This is a genomic window from Corynebacterium striatum, from assembly GCF_016728105.1.
GTDB lineage: Bacteria > Actinomycetota > Actinomycetes > Mycobacteriales > Mycobacteriaceae > Corynebacterium > Corynebacterium striatum.
Genome location: NZ_CP068158.1, coordinates 2215011 through 2235464, shown reverse-complemented (window position 1 = coordinate 2235464; position 20454 = coordinate 2215011). Strand labels below are relative to the sequence as shown.

Here is a 20454-nt window from a genome sequence, read left to right as displayed (position 1 = left end):
TTTGCACTACCAATTCACCCGAAAGGAAAAAGTAATGACTTCAGCATCGAACGCTGCTGCGTTAACTAGCATCTCTGTTACGCCTCCGGGCTTCCGCCATGATCCCTCAGCCCGCATCCGCCCCATCAATTGGAACCGTGTGAGTGACGAAAAGGATCTTGAAGTATGGAACCGGCTCACCGCCAATTTCTGGCTGCCGGAGAAAGTGCCGCTTTCTAATGATCTCTCAGCCTGGCAGAAAATGACGCCCTCAGAGCGTAACCTCACCATGCGGGTGTTCACAGGCCTGACCACTCTAGATACCGTGCAGGCTACCGTGGGAGAAATCTGCCAAATTCAAGACGCCCGCACCGAGCATGAGCAGGCCGTTTACACCAACATTGCCTTCATGCAATCAGTTCACGCCCGTTCTTACTCTTCAGTGTTTTCTACGCTAAGCAGCACAAAGGAAATCGACGAAGCCTACCGCTGGGCGGTGAATAATGACCTTCTCCAAGCACGTGCCAAGAAAGTCCTCACACACTATTACGGGCCAGATCCGCTCAAGCGCAAGGTATCATCGACGCTGCTTTCTTCGCTCCTTCTATACGCAGGTTTCTATCTCCCCTTACACTTTTCTGTCCACGCCACCCTGACCAATACGGCAGACATGATTCGCCTCATTCTGCGTGACAAGGCAGTACACGGTTACTACTCGGGATATAAATACCAGCGTGGCCTAGAATCTTCTTCTCCTCAAAGGCAACAAGAGATGAAGAATTTCACCATCTCTTTGCTCGAGGAGCTCTATTCCCTAGAGCTGGAATACTCCGGCGAACTATATGAACCATTAGGACTCATGGACGATGTAGCCGTATTCGTTCGCTATAACGCAAATAAGGCCCTGATGAACTTGGGCTACCCAGATTACTTCCCACCTGAGGAAACGGAAGTTAACCCAGAAATTCTCGCCGCCCTAGCTCCTGGAGCAGATGAGAACCATGACTTCTTCTCTGGTTCAGGCTCCTCCTATGTCATTGGTACCGCTGAAGAAACGAGTGATGATGACTGGGATTTCTAATCCCTTCCCACGACCAGACCAAGGAAGCTGGCTTGAAACCATTGCATTGTTTGAGGCTATTCGTGAAGGAAACCAACCTGCGGCATTGCGGCTGCTACAAACCTCGGCCGCACGCGAGGCCGTCCTGGGAGGGCTCTTGGGCCTAATTGAACTGTATTTCCGTAATGAAGAAGATGACAAAGTAGAGGGATTTCTCGCTGCCGCCCACAGTGCCGGCCCGCCGCCAGCTTTCGGTTGCAAGCCTTTTCTCCCTTAATCCAGCCCCAATGAAGAAAGAAGGTTCAGTATGACTTCCACCCCACGCATCACCGTTATCGTAGGTAGCCTGCGTCGCGGATCAATTGCGCGCAAGATTGCGCACGAAGTACTCACAATGATCCCGAAAGACTACGAGGCAAACATCCTCGAAATCCGCAACTTGCCCCTTTATGACTTCGACTACGATGATCCCGCGGTCACGGACAAGCCAACTCCGTCCGCGTACACCACCTTCCGCGACACCATCAAGAACTCTAGCGGAGTCCTTTTCATTACGCCCGAAAACAACCGCACAATCCCCGCATGCCTCAAAAACGCGGTGGACATCGGTTCTAAACCCAACTCAGATGTGGCTTGGAAGAACCTTCCCGCAGGAATCATCAGCCACTCCGTAGGGCGCATGGGTGGGTACAGCTCACAAAAGAACCTCCGATTGGCCCTGTCTTACTTTGATATGCCTTTTCCTGGGCAGCCCGAGGTATTCCTCGGCCAATCACCCACCCTTTTCGAAGACTCGGGCCGCCTTAATGACCACACCGCAGAATTTGTGAAGGACTACGTCATGCGCTTCCTGGCTCTGGTGGACAATGCCTTAACCAGCTAGGACCCACGCACATCTCTAGAGGTGTTATGTCCATGAGGTTTTTGGACTTGGAGTCCAGCTACTTTGTGGACTCGGAGTCTAGGGACCTTGTGGACGCGGAGTCTCCCCGCTTTTTGGACGGGGAGTCCACGGAGTTTTTGTACTGGTGCTAGCTTGGCTTCTTCCGGCGGCTTGGCCGTGGCCCAGAGAGGTTGGGCTTTAGCTCTGGGGGTTGTCGGTGCCACATGCCGACAACGTGGTTTATGTTGATTTGACCGCCGGGTGGACGCTGATTCAGTTGGATCGGTAGCGGAAATGAAAATAGTTTCTCACCGTCGTGATCAGTAAAAAATTCCGCATAGTCATCGGTTACGCTGCTGTAGATGGCTCGATTTTTAAAGCGCAGCCCGACGTAGAGGCCGTGTCCCATGACGCGGACCACCCCGCTTTTGTTGATCCACAGCTTGTCCGGGATAGGCCAGAGTGCATTTACACCGGTAGAGCTTGGCAGTACGGTTGAGGAATCGGCATGGGGTGTATCTTGCTGGATCGCCTTTGTGTCGTTACCTGGTGCCTTGTCTGAAGCTGGGACCTGACCCCTGTTTGGTAGACACCTGATATCCAGCCCGGTTGGGTTGGGAAGAAAGGTAATCTACCACCATGCCTAGGTACTCCGAACAGTTCAAACGTGATGCTGTGGCCCTCTATGAAAACAATGAGGACCTTTCACTTCACGCGGCTTCAGCAGAGCTTGGAGTCAATCGTTCCTCGCTTTTCTCCTGGCTTCAGCAGTACGGCACCGGCAAACGTGCCCGCACGAAGGCCATGCGCGACAACGCCAAGGAGACGACTGATTCCGAGCGAATCCGCCAGCTCGAAAAAGAAGTCTCGAAGCTGCGCGAAGAACGCGATATCCTGCGCAAGGCCGCGAAATATTTTGCTTAAAGAGACACGCTGGTGATCCGCTTCCAGTTTGTCTATGACCACCGAACCGAGTACTCGGTCAAGCGGATGTGCCATGTGTTAAAGCTCAATCGCTCCTCGTTCTACAAATGGCTCAACACCCGCCAAGAACGCAGGTTAAAGACGTGTTCGGATGCTCTTATTGGTGCAAGAATCAAGGCCATCTGGTCAACCGAACCGTGGCAGGAATATCTCCAGGCAAGCGCGACATGTCATAGAAGAAGATAGTCAGCTGTTTCCCTAAGCCAAGAAGTTCCTCAAAGATAGCAGCTCGATCGATCGTGGCTATGTTCCATTGAAACTTCCAGATCTCTCTCGCCTCTGAAAAAGTCATGCTTTCTTCGACATAGTAGAAAGGGACAAACCCGTTATCTCGCATATAAGTTAGTAGCTTCGGTAGTGCACCTAAAACTCTGCCATCAGGTTTAATGGTAACCTGGCAAATCCCCTGTAAAGTTTGACGCTTATTTCCACTATCCATATCTGAAAAGGCAGACAACGCAGCACGAAAACTTGGTTCCTCAGAATACTCTCTAATTTTCTCTGGGACTGCAGTAAACGAACGCCAGTCTCCAAGTTCGTTCGTCAACTTCATCACCTCATCAGCCGATAGCTTTCGCTTAAGACCTTCGGAAGGATCTCTGTCGAGCCTCTGTTTATATTGACTAGCTTTTGTCATTTCCACTCATCTCCAGATATTTCAAAATCACGGTCTTATATTCCGGCAAGAGATTTTGCAAACCCGAAATCTCATCCTTTCCAAATAAACCTAGCTTTTCATGTTCGATGCTTTCACTAATATCAATCCCTTCATTCAATGACACGGTGACCCCATATGCGATAATCGCAACCGGATTTTCCACTTTCGGATCTCTTAGAAGAAACGCATCTACTAGGGTATCGGGGAGAGTCTCCAAATTTGCCTCTTCTTTCAACTCGCGCTGAGCTGTCTCGCGAAGCGATAAGTCTCCCCTGTCCGGCCAGCCTCCGAGTAGCTCCCAATCCCCCCTAGGATTAAGCCCCAATAGCACCTTACCGCCGAGGACTGGAATAACCTTCACACTAGCGTGAACAAAAAACCATCCAGTTTGAGAGTCGATCATTTTTCTCCTTAGATCACGTTATCGAATACTTTGGGGGACAAAAAAGCTGTAGCCGAGCAAATTCCCGTTACCAATATTGCCGAAAGCGCGAATGAGTATCCTGCAGAAGAAGCTTGCGCTTCAGCAAGCCTCAACGACGATAAGGACTTTCCTCCGATCAACCATAAGAAGGTTGCGCGCATCATGAAATCCATGGGGCTAAAAGGCTTTACCAAACAACGTCGATGTATCACCACCCGGCGCAAGCCTGGCCACCGCGTCATGCCAGATTTAGTAGGCCGCAAATTCACCGCTGATAAGCCGAACCAGGTCTATGTAGGCGACATCACCTACCTGCCGTGTAAGGGCGGCAAGAACATGTACCTGGCCACGGTCATTGACACCTATTCACGAAAACTTGCAGGTTATGCACTCGCAGACCACATGCGTGTCTCACTGGTCATCGAGGCGGCGATTTGTGCCCCGGTGGCGGTTATTTTGATGTCGACGTGATTGTCGACGCAGACCATGGTGATGGGTTCTCCGCCCCATCGGCGTCCGATGTAGAGGCGGCGTAGTTTGTCGCCCCATCGCAGGGTTGTCTTGCCGTTCGTGCCTACTTTGTCGGTGCGTAGTCGGTAGTCGTGCTCTGGTTTGATGTCCGCATATCTGCATTCGCCCCCCATTAAGGGTGAAGCTTCAGATCAAAACTAGAAATAGTTTATAAACAGCATTATATGTATTAGGCAAGCCTTACCTTGCCTAATTTTCATGAATCGAGGTTTACTATGACCCAACAGTCCTCTACGCCCGCACGGAGTACAAGCTCATCCAGTGGGTCGACGGCACGTTTACACACCAGAGATCTCATCAACGCTGGCATCTTTGCTGCACTTTACTTTGTAATCACCTTTATAAGCGGAATGATTGGATTCGCAGGACCACAATTCATGTTTATTGGATGGTTTATCGCGGCAATCGCAAACGGAATCGTGCTAGCACTTTATGCCGTCCGCACGTCCAAAATGGGTGCTTTCACCCTCGTCGGCGGTATTAACGGATTAGCATTCATGCTCACCGGACACTACTTCTGGACCTTGCTGGGAAGCATAATTCTTGGGTTTATCACAGATTTGATTATTACAAAAAGCCACCTCAGTATTGCCAAGTCCTTCCCTATTGCCTACGGCATCTTCTGTGTCTGGATTTCTTTGCCTTTTATCCCGCTAATTCTGGATACGGACTCATACTACGTCGATATCGCAGACCAAATGGGTCAAGAATACGCCGATGCTATGTCGGATATCTTCCAGCCATGGACCATTGGAGTACTGGCCATTTGTGCGCTCATCGTCGGCTTTATCGGAGGAAAGGTCGGAGTTCGCGTCAGCCGCAAACACTTTGAAAGCGCTGGTCTCCTGTGAGCCTGCAAAAACAGGGCGTGCTTCGTCGATCTTCGATCGATCCACGGACCGTGCTGCTTTCTGTTCTAGTAATCAATGCGGTAGCTCTCAGCCACGGCCACCTACCGACACTGCTGATTTCTATCGCCTTCAGCTCCATCTCACTAGCTACAGTAAAGCCACACTATGGTCTTATTTGCCTGTTCGCTTTTGCATTATCCTATCTAGGGTATTGGGGCCTATTACAGCTTCCTGGCTCTACATTTTTCGCTTTTTCAGCGGCAATTTTTTCGTGGCTAAGCCGTTTTGTCATCAGCATGTCCATCGGCGCATTCGGCTTGCTCACTCTCACACCATCCACGTTGACCTCAGCACTGCGGGACCTGCGTTTACCAGGCTGGGCCACCATTCCACCGGCGGTTTTCCTGCGCGTTTTGCCGATAATCGTGGCAGAAGCCAAAGCGATCCGCGATGCCATGGTCCTTCGGGGTCTCCAGCCTGGAGTAAAAAGCTGGATCACACAGCCCACACAATCGTCCGCGATGCTGATCATCCCCCTATTAGGCGCCGTCGTCCGCGCTGGTGATGAGCTCGCTGCCTCTGCTCTTGTCCGCGGATTGGGAGGCCCCACACGACCAACCACCACCGCCGATCTTTCCTTCAAGCTTGTCGATGCAACTGCACTAGCTGGGTTGGGCCTCATTGTTGCCTCTGTCTGGCTTCCCACGGAGGTCCACTTATGAACGAACGCAGTATCGCAACCAGTGTAAACGCCCACAACGCTTCTTTTACATATCCATTGGGCGCTCGGCCAGGCATTCAAGGTGTATCTGATGTGTCTTTTTCTGTCTCTCCAGGACAGTGTCTACTGATTACCGGTGATTCCGGATCGGGAAAGTCCACGGTACTCAAGTTGATCAACGGACTCATCCCCCATTTCAATCCAGGAGAGCTACTAGGCGCCATCACTATTATAAAGGATGACCAGGCTTTTAACCCTGCGGAAGAACCGCTGTCCCGAGCCATCGAGTTCAGCGCCTCAGTATTCCAGAATCCAAGGACACAATTTTTCACTGAAAGCGTCAATGCAGAATTGGCCTTCGGGCTAGAAAACCTTGGTGTGGATCCCACAGAAATTGAGTCGAGGATTCAATCAGCGGTCGAGCTACTAGGCATTAACGATCTTCGGGGCCGGCGATTTAAAGAATTATCCGGTGGACAGTTACAAAACGTGGCATGCGCATGCGCGCTTGTGTCCCCGGGCAGTCTCGTGCTTCTCGATGAACCCACGTCCAATCTCTCCATGGAAAGCATCGATATTCTTGCACGCGCGCTACACCGCTTGAAGGAATTAGGCACAACGATCATTATCGCTGATCACCGCCTCTTTTTCTTAAAAGATATCGCTGACCAAGTTATTTACTTGACTCAGGGAAAAATAACGCGGAGTTTCCACGCTCAGGAATTTTATGCCTTAGACGAACCCGAACGCAAACAATTGGGGCTACGCAGCTTACACCACGTTCCCCTGCCCGCGAGCGTGCCGGTACCACCCACGCTCGAAAACGCCGATCCCCAGCGGAGCGGACTCGAGTTAAGCAACATCTGTTTTTCTTATGGCACGCATGAGGTGCTAAACATTGACCACGTATTTTTCCCCAGCGGCGAAGTCACCGCCTTAATCGGGCCCAACGGCGCTGGAAAAACCACCCTCGCCAGGATCATTTGTGGTCTTGCTTCTCCCAAACGCGGCGGTAGTCTTCGTTTGAACAGCAAACGAGTAGGAGCGGCTGCCCGCAGACGTACCGCGTACATGGTGATGCAAGATGTTGGCCGCCAGTTATTCGCAGCCACCACCGAAGAAGAAGTAACGCTCGGACTGGCAAAGAAGAAGCGGGACCATATCGATGTCAATGAGATTCTCCATCGCCTCGATCTGGCAGGAATGGCCCAACGGCATCCGCAGTCTCTGTCCGGTGGGCAACGGCAACGCTTAGCCATAGCTTCAGCCCAAGCCAAGCAAGCAGAGGTCTACATCTTCGATGAACCTACCTCTGGCGTGGGCTGGCGCCAACTGCAATCCATCTCTGCGCTCCTTCGATCTCTTGCAGCAAGCGGAGCAGTGGTCATCGTCATCACCCATGACCACGAATTCATCCAAGAATCAGTCACCAGAATCATCGATATGACTGACATCAACAAGAATTGAGAAAGTAATGTCTGAAGTAAAACAAAGTTCCACAGAATCAAGCGGAACCCACGCACCAGAATCACACGGTGCGTCACCGGAAGAAGAGGCTCGCGCAAAACAAAAAGCCGGCCAGGTCGCTCTAAAAAAGCTACTGGCCCCAGTGCAAACAACCATCTACTTCGCACAGTTTCTCGCGCTTATATCCTCGGTACTCGCCGTAGCACCCTACGTCGCGTTGGTGGCACTGGGAAATGCTCTAATCGACGGCAATACTGATGACGTCGCGTCCATTGTGAAATGGCTGCTTGCTGCATTTTTGGGCCAGCTATTCTTCTATTTCCTTGCCCTTGCGATCACCCACTTCGCTGATGCAAAGCTGGTGGGGATTAACCGGCGCCGAATTATTACCGCTATTGCGAAAGCACCACTCTCGTGGTTTAGCCAGACTAATTCCGGCAAAGTCCGCAAAGCCGTCGAGGACGATACGCTAACTCTGCACACCCTGACAGCCCACGCTCCTGTAGAGAAGGTCGCCGCGATCTTTACGCCCCTCGCGCTTCTGGTTTATGCCTTTATCTTGGATTGGCGCCTTGGTCTACTTTCTATTGCCACTGTGCCCATTTTCCTAGCAATCCAAGCGTATTCAATGAAAGATATGGGCACAAAAACTGCGGAAATGGATAATTATCTGGGTGAGGTCTCTGCGACTGCGGTGGAGTTCTCCGAAGGTATTTCCGTCGTCAAGGCTTTCGGCACCGTTGGCAAAGCCCACGCTCGATATCGCGAAGCTGCCCAAAAATTCGCGGAATTCTATTACGAGTGGGTACGTCCGCTTCTGCGTGTTTCCGCAATCTCAGAGTCTGTGGTGGCGGTTCCTGTCCTCATCCTTATCAATGTAGGAGCCGGTTCCCTGCTGATAGCTGGTGACTATGTCACGGTCGCTGAAGTCATCGCAACAACGTTAATTGCGCTGGTGATACCGGGCACGATTCAAACCGTCGGCGAAATGATGTGGTCTTACCAGCTCGCTGGCAATGCGGCGTTGCGCCTTGATGAAGTCATGACAATTTCCCACGTGAAAGAAGGCCAAAAGAGCCTCGATGCCAGTAGTCAAGACATGGAGGTGGAGTTCCATAAGGTCAGCTTTAGCTACGCCCCAGACACACCAGTCCTCCAAGACTTTTCTGCGCAACTAAACGCAGGCACTGTCACGGCATTGATTGGCCCCTCCGGGTCTGGCAAATCCACAGCAGCAACGATGCTGGCGCGTTTCCAGGATCCAGATTCGGGCACAATCACTATCAACAACGTGGATATCCGTGATCTCACTTTCGACAGTTTGTACCGCACTGTGGCTTTCGTCTTACAAGATCCTCACTTACTGCGTATGAGTATTCGGGAAAACATTCGCCTTGCACGCCCAGAAGCCCGCGATGAAGAGATCTGGCAAGCCGCAGAGGCTGCGCACATAGCTGCTGATATTCGCGCTTTACCGGCTGGGCTCGACACCGTTGTTGGCGAGGACATCTCTTTATCCGGTGGACAACAGCAACGCATTTCTATAGCCCGGGCAATTATTACCAATGCCCCAATCTTGATCCTGGATGAAGCTACTGCGGCAACTGATCCTGACTGCGAAGCAGAAATTCAAGCAGCTCTAGCCACACTCGTCAGAGGCAAGACCGTCTTAGTCATCGCCCACAAGCCGGAGTCCATCCAAGGAGCAGACCAAATAATCTGCCTCAAGCCTATGAAGGATAATTCTCATGTCTAATGCCACTACGCCTGCTAGTTCGCGTCTTCGTGATCCGCTACTCACTCGCAGTGTCAAAAAGTTGCAAGGTCCTGTAGGCCACAAGCTAAATAAAAGGTATGCTTGTCTATCGCTTATCGTTGGCGTGCTTGACGGCCTCGCCGTTCTCACGCTCGTGCCACTTACAAAGGCACTCGATGGGGATACGACAATCGCACCATGGATGTGGACGCTTTTGGCAATTGCGCTCGTAGCTTTTGCGCTACGATTTTTCGCAACCATGGCCTCTTACCACACGGCCTTGGATTTCATCCGAACCGCGCACACGACTGTGGGCGATAAATTAGCAACGCTACCGCTCGGCTGGTTCGTACCGGCTAATACCGGCGGCCTATCTCGCCTCGTTTCAGATCGCTTTATGGTGGCGGCCGAGACCATTGCGCATGTTCAAGGAACGATATACCGCGATAGCGCGGCACTTGTCACCTTGTTAGTAGGAGCGTGTTTCTGGAACCCGAAGCTGGGCTTGGTCCTTCTTATCATCGCACCATTAGCGCTCGTGGTGATGCAGTTGGCTGCATGGATTCGTGAGAAAGCATCGAACCGCACACTGGGGCCGAGTAAAGAGCTCTCCCAGCGCATCGTAGAATTTGCTAACCGTCAACCAGCCCTGCGCGCGGCAGGACAATCACAAGTTTTTGCGCCACTAGAGCAAACACTAGAAATCGACCATAAAGCACGAATACGCGAGCTATGGGTATCCACGTTAGCTTTGCTACTCAACGGCATAGTAGTGCAGATCTTCATCGTGGCTCTCATTATGGTCTCCGCGGATCTTGCCGTTGAAGGCGCCCTATCGCCACTAGAAACAATTGCGATCATCGGAATCAGCTTGAGGTTTACCCGCACGCTTGAGCAGCTGGGTTCTTCTTTCGTCGGTTTAGACGCCGGTCGTATCGCGCTCGCAGAAACTGAGCTCATCACGGATGCTCCTTCCCTGCCAGAACCCACTACTCCGCGCCCAGGCGATGGTTCGGGAAATGTAGAGCTGCGTAATGTCACGTTTGGATACGGCGATAAACCAGTATTGGTAGATGTCGCTTTCCATGCTCGATCAGGCACCGTTACCGCCATTGTCGGTCCTTCTGGCTCCGGAAAGACCACAATTGCGCGCCTTATTTCGCGATTCTGGGATGTAGATTCCGGGGCGGTGATGGTTGACGGCGTAGATATCCGCGAGCTTGGAACCGAACAGTTAATGTCCAGACTGTCCATGGTCTTTCAGGACGTCTACCTCTTCGACGACTCGTTAATCGCTAATATCCGCGTTGGTCGTCCCGACGCCTCCGATGAGGAAGTCTTCCGCGCAGCTGATCTTTCAGGCGTGACTTCTATTGCCAACCGCCTAGGATGGCATACTCCTGTTGGTGAAGGCGGTCGGCTTCTATCCGGTGGTGAACGCCAGCGCGTATCTGTAGCTCGCGCGCTTCTCAAGCAAGCGCCGATTGTACTCTTTGATGAGGCTACCTCCGCACTCGATGCAGAAAATGAGGCAAACATTCTTGCTGCGATGGACGAGCTACGGGAGCAATCTACTTTTATTGTCATCGCCCATAAGCTGGATACAATCAAATCTGCTGATCAAATCGTAGTCTTGGATGAACACGGGCAAGTCAGCCAGCTGGGCACGCATTCTGAGCTTTCCGATGTCCCCGGTATCTACCGTCACTTCTGGCAGCAACGCACAGCAGCACGCGGGTGGAAAATCAGTTCGGGACGCGATTAACGCGGGCACCGAGATCGGCGTTGTTTGCGGGGGCACCCTTCTCCCCCGCAGCACGGAGCACCCTAAGTTGAGGTTACCCTCGTTTAGTGGACACCCTATTTGTACGGATCATGTGTCCGTAGGAGAGGATGTTCATTGTGAGTCAACAGCGCAAGAAGTACACGCCGGAGTACCGGCGTGAAGCCGCAAACCTGGTAATCGAGTCAGAGTGCCGGTTCGTCGTAGTTGGTACCGGTAATCCGCGTAGTTGGTACCGGGTTTCCGGGTAGGTGGTACCGTCAATCATTTTCGGTCATTGTATAGGTGGCGTGGGCACAACCTGTGCCGGCGCGTCATCACCTTTCATGACCTTAAGGAGGGCCTTTCATGGCCAACTTCAAAGACATCATGGCACTGTGTCTAGATGGGGCAACCTACTCCGCTATCGCAGCAGCGCTTGGCTGTTCTAGACGCGATATCGCCAAAGTCAAGACACTCATCGCTGACCACGGCATCACTAAGGAGTCGTTTGCTCAGCTGGATCCATCATTCTTCGACGAGCACTTCAGCGACCACCGTGGGGCCCGTCGCAAGCGCTACGACCAGCCAGACTTTGAAAAGCTCGCCAAGCGCCTTGCCAACAACACGCATCTCACTCGCCACAAGCTGTGGATGGACTACGTTGCTGCACCTGCTGGTGAAGGTGAGTCGAAGTATCAGTACTCCCAGTTCTGCGAACGACTGCGCACCCACATCCGCACCTCTGGAATGACCTCGATTATCGAACACGAGCCAGGCCAGGAACTCTACGTCGACTGGGCCGGCGACAAGGTTTCCATCATCGATAAAGCCACCGGCGACGTCGGCATGAAAGCCAGCTTATTCGTGGCCATCTGCCCGTATTCTTCACTGCTGTTTGTGACAGCAACAGCTAACGAGAAGATGGACAACTGGATTTCCTGCCATGTGAAAGCCTTGGACTACCTCGGCAAACGTCCTGGCATCATCGTGCCCGATAACGCACCGACCGCGACCTACCGTCCGGTGAAGAACAAGCCCGGCCGGCGCATCCAAGAACGCTACGCCGACTTCGCCGACTACTACGACATCCTCCTCGTGCCAGCCCGGCCTGGAAAACCTCGGGATAAAGCTGCTGTGGAACGTGCCGTCCAACTCGTCTACACGCGCATCCTCGGCTACTTCGACGGGATGACCTTCTACAGCCTCGATGAGCTCAACGAGACTATCGCCCAGCGCGTCGACGACATCAACATGAACATGCCTAGGCCTGATGGGCTCACTCGCAGGGAGCTATTTGATGCGGATGAAGCACCCATGATGCGTGACTTGCCGGATACTCCGTTTACGGAAGTGTCCTGGCGGGCTGTCAAAGTCGACCGTAACTGGCATATCTGCTGCGATTACCAGTACTACTCGGTGCCGTTTCAGTACATCGGCAAGACTCTGCGGGCACGGCTGACCAACAGCCTGGTCAGCATCTTCGACGGTGACGAGCTGGTTGCAGAACACTCGCGCATGCACGGGTTCAAGTACCGCTATTGCACCGATCCGGCACATACCCCGGACAAGGATATCGCTGGGATCAAACCTCTTACCCGCAACGAGCTGCTTGCTCGGGCCTCGTCGTTTGGGCCGGCAACCACCAAGGTTGTCTTATCAATCTTGGACCGCAACGCCAAAGCCATACCCCGCGGACTGCATACCGCCCGCAACGTACTCGTCAAGCTGGGAAACAAGCACAACAAGACCACGCTAGAGCCTGCCTGCCAGCAAGTCATCGACCATAACCTGGCACCCAACATGCAGGTCATTGCACGGATTCAAGCCGACATCGCCCGCAACGGTCACACCCTTAACCAAACGCCAGCAGTCCAGGTCGATCAAGGCCAGTCGCGCACTGTAGATATCACCGCCATCCCTGATGCAGTGTTCCTGCGCCCCGCCAGCTACTACGACACCCCAACCGCGACCTCGAAGAAGGAGGCCTAGACCACCATGACCACCATCAATCTTGACGACGACATGCGCGCTACACTGCGTAAACTGCGTCTGTCGACCTTCGCCGATATCTTCTTCGACCTGGCCGCTGCCGATGACGCCAACACCGCTCTACCAGAGGAGATCTTCTTAAAGGCAGTGGAAGAAACCGCAGCCAAGCGTCGGCAAACCAACATCGTCAAAGCCATAGCCCAAGCCAAATTCCGCTATCCGGGAGCAACACTCGCCGAGCTGATCAACCCCGATGAACGAAGGTTGAATCTACGCCAGCTCAAACGACTGGCCGCAACACCCTGGCGCGACGAACCTTCCAATGTGCACGTCCTGGCACCGACCGGTGCAGGTAAAACCTACATCGCCTGCGCTATCGGTATTGCTGCCTGCCAGGCCGAATACAGCGTCGCCTACTACCGACTGGATCAGCTCGTCGATGAATTAGCGGCCTTCCCGCCGGCAGATGAACGCTACGTAGCTAAAATGCGCAGGCTACAAAACATTGATGTACTCATCCTTGATGATTTCCTAACGATAGGAATCAACCAGCGCGGACAAGAAGACCTAACCAAGATCATATTCGACCGCGACGGAAGACTGCCGACCATCATCGTCTCCCAAACAACTGCGGCCTACTGGATAAAGAAACTCCCTGACCCCGTCGGAGCAGACTCACTGGTCAGCAGACTCAACGCCGGACAGCGCATCGAACTCGGCGACTACGACATGCGCCAACACCTCGCGCACGCTCAGACAACCGTAGACAGCTAACCTTCACTGACCGGCGAAACCCGACTTCGCTTCTGGGCTCTCGCCGGTCAACCCCCGGCGGTGGTACCAACTAACCGGAAACAGGCAGTACCACGGAGCCGTAACCGCGGTACCAACTACCCGCGCTCAGCAGTCAGAGCGCCCGATTGCCCATGTGGCTAAGGAAATCGGTGTTTCCGCCGGGCTTTTAGGCCGGTGGGTCAAACTCGAGCGTGAACGCCGAGGATCCTCAGATGGGATGAGTGAGTCTGATCTTCGTGCTGAGAATGCTCGTCTGCGCCGTGAGTTGGCAGAAGCCAAGATGGATAACGAGTTTTTGTCAAAAGCGACAGCCTTCTTCGCCGCGAAGCAACGCGAGCAGAAAAGTTCGAATTGATGCGGCAGGAGAAGGCGAACTACAGCATCAAGCGCATGGCTTGGCTATTAAAAGTGTCTCGGTCTGGATACTACAAATGGGCCCATGCGCAGCAGAAACGACTATCCGGAAAGGATGATCGGGCAGCATTTTACGATGATGTTGACCGTAAGATTCATCAGATTTGGAAAGACTCTGATGAGGTTTATGGTGCTCCGCGGATCACCGCAGAGCTCGCCGAGCGCTACTACATTTCACTTAACCGTAAGACTGTGGCGAAGCGGATGCGCATGATGGGCATTGAAGGGATTTCACCGCGTGCCTTTGTCCCGGTGACAACCATTCAATCCAAGCGTAAGTCAACTCTTCCTGTTTAGAAGACTGAAATGGTAGCGGCGTGGTGAGTATCCGGTAGCACCTGAGTGAGTACCCGGTAGCGCAGGGATCACCCAGGTGCCACGGAGACGTTGGAGGGTTACTCGTTGGCTTCTAAGCGCATATTCGGTCCTTCCAGTGTGATGATCTCAGCACCAACGACAAGCCGGTTGAGAATCGACTCTGCAATGACCGCGTCAGGAATCGACGCATACCAGTCTTTCGGGGTGAACTGGGAGGTCACAATCGTCGAGCCGGTATGTTCGCGCGCGGCGAGGATATTAAATATCTGATGCGCCGTGGCAGCATCAATCGGCGTGGTTAAAAAGTCATCCAGGACAAGTACGTCCACGTTGTGGAGTTGCTCAATGAACTTCAACCAGGTGGGGTCATCGGGCTGTAAGACTGCAAGTTGTGTTGCAAGCATGTCCGTGCGGTAGAAACTCGCGGAGTAATCGTTGCGGCACGCCGCGTTGATTAATGCTTGGGCCAGGTAGGTCTTGCCGACCGAGGATTTGCCCAGGATGACAATGTTTTGTCCCAAATGGCACCATTGACCATGAGCGAGTCGGCTGATTTGCTCCGGGTTGATGTTGCGTGCAGGTGTGCACACCACGTTTTCAAGACAAGCATCAAGGTTTGGCGATCGGGATGCTTTCAAAAGTTTGTTGATGCGTCGTTCACGCCTGGCCGCGACTTCCTTATCTAGTGCGTAGAGCACCTTTTGTGAAAACGTCCACGTGTCGAATGCTGGGTCATTAGCAATGTCGATCACTGTTTTACCGAACGCGGTCTGAAGCGTCCTGGGTTTAGTTCCTACCTCAGCTAAGGAAGGATTGAACTATGCCTAGAAAGTATTCCGTCGAGTTCAAGGACAAGGCGGTCCATCAGATCATCGAAATGGTCCGCCTGGAATCTTGCTCACTGCAACGCGCCTACACGGAGGTCGGTGAGCTCCTTGGAGTATCTCACCACACGTTGCGGGCTTGGTACCGTGACAGCGCTTCAGTACGTGATGACTCTGACGCTTCAGGCGGCGAGACAATGGAAGAAGAGCTTGGGGCGTCTGCGCCGCGAAAACCGCGAACTAAAACGAGCAAACGGGATTCTTAAGACAGCTTCGGCTTTTTTCGCAGCGGAACCAGACCGACCCACGACCAAATGATCTCCTACATCGACACGTATAAAGATCAGTTTGGGGCCCGGGCCCATCTGCAGAGTCCTTAAACAAGCAGATCGTGGATTCATTACTTCACGTGGCTACCGCAAGGCGACCACACGCGTTCCCAGTGCAAGGGCCTTAAGCGATAGCCTGCTCATCCCAGAGATACAGCGTGTTCACGCGGAGAATTTCTCGGTCTACGGCATCCGCAAAATGTGGCACGCGATGAACCGTGAAGGCTTTCATATCGGCCGCGACAAGACTGCACGACTAATGAAGCTAGCAGGTGTTTCCGGCCGCCGACGTGGGCGAACCCCTGTGACAACGATTAGCCCGAAGACACCGGATCATCGCCCGGATCTTGTACAACGAGACTTTCGTGCCCAAGCGCCAGGCAGGTTGTGGGTTGCCGACATTACCTACGTTCGTACCCTGTCAGGATTCGCCTATACCGCGTTTGTCGTGGATGTCTTCAGCCGAAAAATTGTTGGTGTTGCTACACGCTCGACGATGCGTACCGATGCGCTGCCCATGGAAGCTTTGGAGCATGCGTTAACGACTGCAGGGCGAATTCATGGAAACCAGTTAATTCACCATAGTGATCGGGGCAGCCAGTACGTGTCACTGAAGTATTCCACTGCGCTAGCGGAATCCGGAATCCGTCCGAGTGTGGGAACAGTCGGCGATTCTTATGACAATGCTCTAGCCGAAACAGTCAATGGTCTCTACAAGGCTGAACTGATTCATGCCCGGGGCCCGTGGACGTCGGTCGGAGAAGTCGAATTGGCCACCTTGCGGTGGGTGTATTGGTGGAACACCAAGCGGCTTCATGAAGCTTTGGACTACGCTACCCCACAGGAAGTAGAAACCGAGTACTATCTCACCCAGCCCATCAACGCAGGGCCGTAAAAGAAGCGGAACTAAACCCAGGACGCTTCAAAGTGCCTGTAGGACTTACGCGGTCGTTTACGTGCATTGATGTCAGCGACGCCAGCCTCGTGCAACCATTGTGCAATTAAAGCTCGTGACGGTGGTTGTTCGTAGCCGAGTTCATCGAGGAAGAAGTAGAAGATTGACCATGGGCCGCAGTCTTGGCCGCGGGCTTGTAACGTACCGCGAGCTTGCAGGACCTGTTGTCGAATCTTGTCATCGTAGACCCGTCGCGGGTTCAGCGGTGCCGTGCTATCCGGCACGATGCCAGCCCGCCCGCGCTCGGCGATACATGCTTTGATGTTGTAATACGTCTGCTTCGATACGCCGATGTTCTTGCAGAACTGCTGGACCGTGATGCCCTCACGGATGGGATCGAAATCCGCTATCTTCTTGCGGAGAGTAATCGGAATTGCCATCCCCACATTGTCAAGAAACCAGAGTCCAAAAAGTCATTAGACATCCTGTCCATAAACTTCCTGGACTCCGCGTCAAAAAACTAACTGGACTCCAAGTCCAAAAAGTCAATGGACTCCGAGTCCAAGAAGTCACTAGACATCACAGCACATCTCTAGAGGGCGTTCACGATCAGGCAAACCCCGGATTCATGAATGAATCCGGGGTTTGCTAGTGCGCTAGAAACCGCTCGCTACGAAAGAAAACTACTTCTCCTCGGTAGCATCTTCAGCGCCCTCTTCTTCGATCTCACCGAAGTACTGCTCAACGTCAACCTTGTTGCCGTCTTCGTCCTTCACGTCAACGCGGCAGATAGCGGCTGCAAGAGCCTTGCCACGGCGGACGTCGGAGAAGAGGTTAGCAATCTGGCCGTTGGACTGCAGCTGCTGGATGAACTGGTTCGGGTCCATGCCGTAGGACTGAGCGGTGAACAGGATATGGTCGGTCAGCTCCTGCTGGGAGACCTCAGGCTGCTCCTCGTCTGCAACAGCATCCAGGAAGAGCTGGGTGCGGACGGACTCTTCAGCGGACTCGCGAGCTTCCTTATCGAAGTCCTCGCGGGTGGTGCCCTGTGCCTCGAGCAGCTGGGCGAGAGCCTTCTCGTCGTGTGCCAGCTGGCCCAGGATCTGGTGGAGCTGTGCGTGAACCTGCTCGTCAACCACAGCGGTCGGAAGCTCGAACTCGGTGCCCTCGAGGGCAGCCTTCAAAACCTCGTCGCGGATGTTGGCAGCCTGCTCAGCCTTCTTGGACTCCTCAACGCGGGTCTTGGTGGACTCGCGCAGCTCGTCCATGGTGTCGAACTCGGAAGCCATCTGTGCGAACTCGTCATCCAGATCCGGAAGCTTGCGCTCCTTGGTCTGCTGAACGTGAACCTTGATGGTTGCTTCCTCGCCAGCGTGCTCGCCGGACTGGATGGTGGAGGTGAACTCGGTGTCCTCGTCGGTCTTCATGCCGCGCAGTGCGGTGTCGAGGCCCTTGATGAGGTCGTCGTCACCAATCTGGTAGGACATGCTCTCGTAGGAAGCCTCGTCCAGCTTGGTGCCGTCGATTTCAGCGACGATGTCGATAATGGCGAAGTCGCCGGTCTTCATCTTGCGCTTGGTGTCCTTGAGCTCACCGAAGCGGGAAGCCAGGTCCTCAAGAGCCTTGTCGACGTCCTCGTCCTTAGCCTCGATAGCTGGAACGGTAACGGAGAGCTTGGAGAAGTCCGGAACCGCGATCTCTGGGCGAACATCAACCTCAGCGGTGAACTCGACGAAGTCGTTGTCCTCGATCTTGGAGATGTCAACATCTGGCTGACCAATAACGTTGAGCTCGTTCTCCTGAACTGCCTGCTCATAGCGGGTTGGCAGCATGTCGTTGACAACCTGCTCGAGAATCGGGCCGCGGCCGAAGCGGGCGTCGATAAGCTGGCGCGGAGCCTTGCCCTTGCGGAAACCCGGGATAGATACCTGCTGCGCGATCGCCGCGTAGGCCTGGTCGATTTCCTTGTCCAGCTCAGCGAACGGAACGTTGACGGTGAGCTTGACGCGGGTATCGCTCAGCTTGTCTACGGTGGTCTTCACGAGAAACTCTCCTGGCATTAATTGGTTCAGAATGTAAATAAGGGGTCTGAAAATACTCTTAAGGGTATTTCCAGACCCCCATACGTCGGGGCGACAGGATTTGAACCTGCGACCCCCTGCTCCCAAAGCAGGTGCGCTACCAAACTGCGCCACGCCCCGTATGTAGGCCTCCACGGTCTCCAAACATTTCATGCTTTTCGCCGTGGCTGCGTTGCTTACTCGGGTTAGTGTACCGGCATATCGCTAATTGACCTAACACCGACCCCCACTTAAGCGAGTTTTCCCAGTTTATTGGGCCTTAATTTGTGCCGCGAATACGTCCGCAACTTGCTTGCCTTAAGCCGTTTCTTGCGAGCCTGGAGAGGCGTAAATGAGGTGTGCAATTCCCGGCGATTGATTGCAGACAATGTCGCCGTAGCGGCAATACTCGACGCGGCGCAAAGTGGTCCCTTTGGTTTGGTCCCATTCGTTTGGTCCCTTTGTGGGGTAAAGGGACCATAAAGCCCTGCCATGCAACGGCAGGTACTCGTAAAAGTACCTTTGGAGAGGGACCTTTAGGGTCTGGGCATCCAGCCGCCCCAGCAGCCAGGCGCCAGCCCCTCCCCCAGAACGCAGAAACCGCCCGAGCCTCGAGAAAGGCCGAGCGGTGAAACTTGGAGGGAATGACGGGAATCGAACCCGCGTCTTCAGCTTGGAAGGCTGAGGTATTAGCCACTATACGACATTCCCACAGTCCTACATCCTGCGATGTTTGACGTGCGGACTACTTTAGCGCACCGCGGCCGAGAATAGGAAACTGGGGCCACTAATCGGCGCCCCGCGGCTGGCTTCGGTGCACCCAACTCCACAGATTAAGCGCGGATTTTGGCAGATCTGGCGGGGAACTAATTGCGAGGCGGTAGCGTTGTGTCGGTAAGTGCGAAATTTAGTCTTTAGAAATCGGAAGTGAGTTTAAGTGTCATTACTCCTCGTAATCATCGTCCTCGGCGGCGGCGCTGCATACTTGGCCTCCCGCGGCAATAAGAAGAAGCAGGCTGAGCTCGAAGCACAGAAGTTTGATGATGCTCTCGCCGATGCCCGCCGCTGGACCGAGCGCCTTGGCGGCCAGGTGATGCAGATTTCCGGAACCGACACTGCATCGATGCAGGCCATGGCCGACGCATCCGAGCGTTTTACCGCTGCGAACTCAGCAATTTCGCAAGCCACCACTGTTAAACAGGCAAACCTGGCCCGCGAGTCTGCGCTCGAGGGCATGCACTACGTCAACGCTGCACGCGAAATCATGGGCATGAACCCCGGCCCCGAGCTGCCGCCACTAGAGGGTCAGCGCCAGGCCGGTAAGGTCACCGAGCGCCGCACCGTTGAAGCAAATGGCGAGACCCTTACTGCCTCGCCTTATGCATCCAACGAGACTCCTAACTACTACCCAGGTGGCATGGTCGCGGGTCGCCCGGTTCCGGCCGGTTGGTACTCCCGCCCTTGGTGGGCCGATGCCCTTAGCACCGGTGTCTGGATGGTGGGTTACTCCATGATGTTCAACGCTATGTTCGCTGGAATGTCGGGCATCGGTTACTCCGCTGCTGCAGCTGAAAGCGGCGACTTCGGCGGTGACATGGGCGGCGACATGGGAGATGCCGGCGGCGACATGGGCGGCGACGGTGACGGCGGCGGACTCTTCGACGGCCTCTTCGGTGGCGACGATGGTGGCGACGGCGGCGGACTCTTCGACTTCGATTTCGACTTCTAGATGCCGCTTTAACGCCTTGTTA

19 protein-coding genes, 2 tRNA genes and 6 pseudogenes are annotated in these 20454 nt (G+C 53.8%); 18 read left to right on the top strand and 9 right to left on the bottom strand.

Annotated features, from left to right (window positions below; genetic code table 11):
• Nucleotides 1-34 precede the first annotated feature (34 nt).
• The 3 genes from nrdF to I6I72_RS10480 are packed head-to-tail and all read left to right on the top strand — an operon-like array spanning nucleotide 35 to nucleotide 1922.
• Nucleotides 35-1060 carry a class 1b ribonucleoside-diphosphate reductase subunit beta gene (gene nrdF, locus I6I72_RS10490; protein ID WP_080970012.1) on the top strand — a complete coding sequence of 342 codons (1026 nt, stop codon included), beginning with the start codon at nucleotides 35-37 and terminating at the stop codon, nucleotides 1058-1060.
• The gene (locus I6I72_RS10485; RefSeq protein WP_129721093.1) at nucleotides 1011-1316 is read left to right on the top strand and encodes a hypothetical protein; all 306 of its coding nucleotides are present in this window, start codon (nucleotides 1011-1013) and stop codon (nucleotides 1314-1316) included. The genes nrdF and I6I72_RS10485 overlap by 50 nt, the downstream gene beginning before the upstream one ends.
• A 30-nt stretch (nucleotides 1317-1346) precedes the next feature.
• Nucleotides 1347-1922, top strand: a complete 576-nt coding sequence (locus I6I72_RS10480; protein ID WP_034657575.1) for an NADPH-dependent FMN reductase — start codon at nucleotides 1347-1349, stop codon at nucleotides 1920-1922.
• 148 nt (nucleotides 1923-2070) lie between these two features.
• On the opposite strand, the pseudogene I6I72_RS14035 reads toward I6I72_RS10480, so the two are convergent.
• A pseudogene (locus tag I6I72_RS14035) lies at nucleotides 2071-2496 on the bottom strand (transposase); the annotation flags it as partial.
• A 65-nt stretch (nucleotides 2497-2561) separates the two neighbouring features.
• On the opposite strand from I6I72_RS14035, the gene I6I72_RS10475 reads away from it, so the two are divergent.
• Nucleotides 2562-2846 carry a transposase gene (locus I6I72_RS10475; RefSeq protein ID WP_100086982.1) on the top strand — a complete coding sequence of 95 codons (285 nt, stop codon included), beginning with the start codon at nucleotides 2562-2564 and terminating at the stop codon, nucleotides 2844-2846.
• Between the two features lie 172 nt (nucleotides 2847-3018).
• Here the strand turns inward: I6I72_RS10475 and I6I72_RS10470 are convergent, their stop codons facing one another.
• Both I6I72_RS10470 and I6I72_RS10465 read right to left on the bottom strand, forming a co-directional pair.
• The gene (locus tag I6I72_RS10470) at nucleotides 3019-3543 is read right to left on the bottom strand and encodes a hypothetical protein (RefSeq protein ID WP_049064374.1); all 525 of its coding nucleotides are present in this window, start codon (nucleotides 3541-3543) and stop codon (nucleotides 3019-3021) included.
• Nucleotides 3530-3967: an NUDIX domain-containing protein gene (locus I6I72_RS10465; protein WP_005531122.1), complete on the bottom strand. Its 438-nt coding sequence runs from the start codon at nucleotides 3965-3967 to the stop codon at nucleotides 3530-3532. The genes I6I72_RS10470 and I6I72_RS10465 overlap by 14 nt, the downstream gene beginning before the upstream one ends.
• Before the next feature lie 120 nt (nucleotides 3968-4087).
• Here I6I72_RS10465 and I6I72_RS10460 point away from each other — a divergent pair.
• A pseudogene (locus I6I72_RS10460) lies at nucleotides 4088-4429 on the top strand (DDE-type integrase/transposase/recombinase); the annotation flags it as partial.
• Here I6I72_RS10460 and I6I72_RS10455 read toward each other — a convergent pair.
• Nucleotides 4372-4593: pseudogene (locus I6I72_RS10455) on the bottom strand (IS481 family transposase); the annotation flags it as partial. The pseudogenes I6I72_RS10460 and I6I72_RS10455 sit on opposite strands and share 58 nt — an antisense overlap.
• Before the next feature lie 141 nt (nucleotides 4594-4734).
• Here I6I72_RS10455 and I6I72_RS10450 point away from each other — a divergent pair.
• From I6I72_RS10450 to I6I72_RS10410, 11 genes and pseudogenes are all read left to right on the top strand, one after another.
• Complete coding sequence (locus I6I72_RS10450) at nucleotides 4735-5370, top strand: MptD family putative ECF transporter S component (protein WP_049147407.1); 636 nt, start codon at nucleotides 4735-4737, stop codon at nucleotides 5368-5370.
• Entirely contained in the window at nucleotides 5367-6092 is a 726-nt protein-coding gene (locus tag I6I72_RS10445; RefSeq protein WP_049147405.1) for an energy-coupling factor transporter transmembrane component T family protein, read from the top strand. Before I6I72_RS10450 ends, I6I72_RS10445 begins: the two co-directional genes overlap by 4 nt.
• Complete coding sequence (locus I6I72_RS10440) at nucleotides 6089-7558, top strand: ABC transporter ATP-binding protein (protein WP_049147404.1); 1470 nt, start codon at nucleotides 6089-6091, stop codon at nucleotides 7556-7558. The genes I6I72_RS10445 and I6I72_RS10440 overlap by 4 nt, the downstream gene beginning before the upstream one ends.
• 7 nt (nucleotides 7559-7565) lie before the next feature.
• Nucleotides 7566-9314 carry an ABC transporter ATP-binding protein gene (locus I6I72_RS10435; protein ID WP_049152016.1) on the top strand — a complete coding sequence of 583 codons (1749 nt, stop codon included), beginning with the start codon at nucleotides 7566-7568 and terminating at the stop codon, nucleotides 9312-9314.
• Nucleotides 9307-11079 (top strand): ABC transporter ATP-binding protein, encoded by a 1773-nt coding sequence (locus tag I6I72_RS10430; RefSeq protein ID WP_046646865.1) that lies wholly within the window; start codon nucleotides 9307-9309, stop codon nucleotides 11077-11079. Before I6I72_RS10435 ends, I6I72_RS10430 begins: the two co-directional genes overlap by 8 nt.
• A gap of 137 nt (nucleotides 11080-11216) precedes the next feature.
• Nucleotides 11217-11348 (top strand): hypothetical protein, encoded by a 132-nt coding sequence (locus I6I72_RS13845; RefSeq protein ID WP_265342595.1) that lies wholly within the window; start codon nucleotides 11217-11219, stop codon nucleotides 11346-11348.
• A gap of 97 nt (nucleotides 11349-11445) precedes the next feature.
• Complete coding sequence (gene istA / locus I6I72_RS10425; RefSeq protein WP_201806769.1) at nucleotides 11446-13068, top strand: IS21 family transposase; 1623 nt, start codon at nucleotides 11446-11448, stop codon at nucleotides 13066-13068.
• Between the two features lie 6 nt (nucleotides 13069-13074).
• Nucleotides 13075-13842: an ATP-binding protein gene (locus I6I72_RS10420; protein ID WP_049062347.1), complete on the top strand. Its 768-nt coding sequence runs from the start codon at nucleotides 13075-13077 to the stop codon at nucleotides 13840-13842.
• 154 nt (nucleotides 13843-13996) lie between these two features.
• Nucleotides 13997-14074, top strand: a pseudogene (locus I6I72_RS13755) (hypothetical protein); the annotation flags it as partial.
• A 6-nt stretch (nucleotides 14075-14080) separates the two neighbouring features.
• Nucleotides 14081-14218 (top strand): transposase, encoded by a 138-nt coding sequence (locus I6I72_RS13750; RefSeq protein ID WP_166706731.1) that lies wholly within the window; start codon nucleotides 14081-14083, stop codon nucleotides 14216-14218.
• Complete coding sequence (locus tag I6I72_RS10410) at nucleotides 14218-14574, top strand: IS3 family transposase (protein ID WP_201806853.1); 357 nt, start codon at nucleotides 14218-14220, stop codon at nucleotides 14572-14574. The genes I6I72_RS13750 and I6I72_RS10410 overlap by 1 nt, the downstream gene beginning before the upstream one ends.
• Nucleotides 14575-14672: 98 nt before the next feature.
• On the opposite strand, the gene I6I72_RS10405 is transcribed toward I6I72_RS10410, so the two are convergent.
• Nucleotides 14673-15347: an ATP-binding protein gene (locus tag I6I72_RS10405; protein ID WP_100622416.1), complete on the bottom strand. Its 675-nt coding sequence runs from the start codon at nucleotides 15345-15347 to the stop codon at nucleotides 14673-14675.
• Between the two features lie 68 nt (nucleotides 15348-15415).
• Here I6I72_RS10405 and I6I72_RS10400 point away from each other — a divergent pair.
• Nucleotides 15416-16643: pseudogene (locus tag I6I72_RS10400) on the top strand (IS3 family transposase).
• Nucleotides 16644-16672: 29 nt separating this feature from the next.
• Here the strand turns inward: I6I72_RS10400 and I6I72_RS10395 are convergent.
• The 4 genes and pseudogenes from I6I72_RS10395 to I6I72_RS10380 form a co-directional block, all read right to left on the bottom strand.
• Nucleotides 16673-17083 (bottom strand): annotated as a pseudogene (locus tag I6I72_RS10395) (transposase); the annotation flags it as partial.
• Between the two features lie 243 nt (nucleotides 17084-17326).
• A complete protein-coding gene (gene tig / locus I6I72_RS10390) occupies nucleotides 17327-18685 on the bottom strand; it encodes a trigger factor (protein ID WP_049063317.1) in 1359 nt (452 codons plus the stop codon).
• An 85-nt stretch (nucleotides 18686-18770) separates the two neighbouring features.
• Nucleotides 18771-18844, bottom strand: a tRNA-Pro gene (locus I6I72_RS10385).
• 495 nt (nucleotides 18845-19339) lie between these two features.
• A tRNA-Gly gene (locus I6I72_RS10380) sits at nucleotides 19340-19414 on the bottom strand.
• A gap of 226 nt (nucleotides 19415-19640) precedes the next feature.
• Here I6I72_RS10380 and I6I72_RS10375 point away from each other — a divergent pair.
• Complete coding sequence (locus I6I72_RS10375) at nucleotides 19641-20432, top strand: DUF4349 domain-containing protein (protein ID WP_005530952.1); 792 nt, start codon at nucleotides 19641-19643, stop codon at nucleotides 20430-20432.
• Nucleotides 20433-20454 lie beyond the last annotated feature (22 nt).